Here is a 1,732-nt window from a genome sequence, read left to right as displayed (position 1 = left end):
GAGCTTGAACGATGTGTATTGCGACCCGGCGTCGGAGTGATGGATCAACTCTCCTGGCTGAACGGACTGTTGGTCGCGGTCGCGTTGCCAGACGGCCATCTCCAGGGCGTCCAGGACGAAGACGGTCTCCTTCACGGTGGCCGCGGACCAGCCGACGATCCGGCGGGAGAAGGTGTCCACGACGAACGCGACACAGACGGTCGCGGACCAGGTCTTCACGTGGGTGAAGTCCGCTACCCAGCACCGGTTGGGAGCGGCGGCGAACGCCGTGAACCCGGTCTTCGCATGGATGGAGGTCGACGGGCCGGCCACCGACGACACCAATCCCGACTGTGTGCTCAACCGCCGGGTGAGGTCGTCGGTGCGTGAAGCCAGGAACCTGCTGCGAGGCTGCTCCTGGACCACGGTGTGCCCTGAAGACCTGTCCAAGGAAGCGAGTGGGGAGTATTCGCCCGTCGTCGGCCATGTGGTCCTGTTACCGCGGGGCGGTTGCTTCCGGTCTCGGAGGGGCGGGAAGGGGCTCGGTGAATACCCGACAAAGGCGGTGCGGAGAATGTCGGGTGATCGGGTCCGGTGCCGTCGCACGATGGGGGTATGGATGACACGATCTTGGTATCCCGTTTCCTCCGCGACGGCTTCGTGAAGTTGGAGGGCGCCGTCGCGCCGCGCGTGGCTGCGGACTGCGCGCGGCTGCTGTGGCGAGAGACGGGCTGCGCCCCGGACGACCCTTCGACGTGGACGCAGCCCGTGCACTGGGTGGCCGGCATGGCGCAAGGGCCGTTCGCCGCCGCACCCAACTCCCCATCCCTGCACCACGCGTACGACCTGCTCGTCGGCGCAGGACGATGGGAGCCGCGCTACTCGCTGGGCACGTTCCCGCTGCGCTTCCCGCACAAGGACGAGCCGGACGACGCGGGCTGGCACATCGAGGGCAGCTATCTGCCGGAGGGCGAGAGCTGGTATTTCACCAATCTGCGTTCCCAGGGCCGGGCGCTGCTGATGCTGTTCCTGTTCAGCGAGGTCGGTGAGGAGGACGCCCCGACCCGGATCCGGGTCGGCTCACACCTCGACGCGCCGAAGGTGCTGGAGAAGTACGGGGAGGACGGGGCGAGCGGGCTGACCCTCGCCCCCGATCTGGTGGCGGCGTCCGACCACCGGCCACTCGCCTTCGCCACCGGGTCCCCGGGCGACGTCTTCCTGTGCCATCCGTTCCTGGTGCACGCGGCGCAACCGCACCATGGGATGCGGCCGCGCTTCATGGCCCAGCCGCCGCTGATGCCGGCCGCGCCGTACGAACTGGAGCGGGCCGACAGCGCGTACTCACCCGTGGAGATTGCGATCCGCCGGAGCCTGGGACAAGACACCCCCGGTCCGGACCGGGACGGTACAGACCGCAGCGCCGGATAGACGTGCTTCACGACCATCGCCAGCAGGTGGTCGTGACGAGGGAAGAGAAAGGAGGCCGGGCATGCTCGTGCCGCTCGACGCGTACCCGGTCCGGGCCGATCAGCAGCACATGCCCGCCCGGCACTCACCCCCACGTCGCAAAACAGGCTGCGGGTGGCGAGCACGTCGGGCTGTCCGAAGGCCACATGGGCGGCGAGCGCGGTCACGTCGACCGGCGCCCCGTCCAGCGCGGCCAGCGCGGCATGGATCCATCCGTGCTTCCGTGCGCCCCGCCGTGTGGCCTCACTGCGCGCCCGCCCTGGGGAAGTGGTGGAGGGCAGCGGGG

General features: G+C 69.3%; 2 protein-coding genes. One reads left to right on the top strand and one right to left on the bottom strand.

Going from position 1 to position 1,732, the window contains the following annotated elements:
* Window positions 1-429 (bottom strand): DDE-type integrase/transposase/recombinase (locus GA0115254_RS08725; RefSeq protein WP_141720785.1); only part of this gene is annotated, 429 nt, incomplete at its 3' end.
* A 165-nt stretch (window positions 430-594) separates the two neighbouring features.
* Here GA0115254_RS08725 and GA0115254_RS08720 point away from each other — a divergent pair.
* A complete protein-coding gene (locus GA0115254_RS08720; protein WP_093894704.1) occupies window positions 595-1,407 on the top strand; it encodes a phytanoyl-CoA dioxygenase family protein in 813 nt (270 codons plus the stop codon).
* Window positions 1,408-1,732: the final 325 nt, after the last annotated feature.

This window comes from Streptomyces sp. Ncost-T10-10d (assembly GCF_900091955.1).
In the GTDB taxonomy this organism is placed as follows: domain Bacteria; phylum Actinomycetota; class Actinomycetes; order Streptomycetales; family Streptomycetaceae; genus Streptomyces.
Note: the sequence above shows the minus strand (reverse complement) of the source record. Positions and strands in the feature narration are given on the sequence as shown.

Coding starts and splice junctions, on each gene's coding strand:
- GA0115254_RS08720 (WP_093894704.1), top strand. CDS start 595: ATGGATGACACGATCTTGGTATCCCGTTTCCTCCGCGACGGCTTCGTG.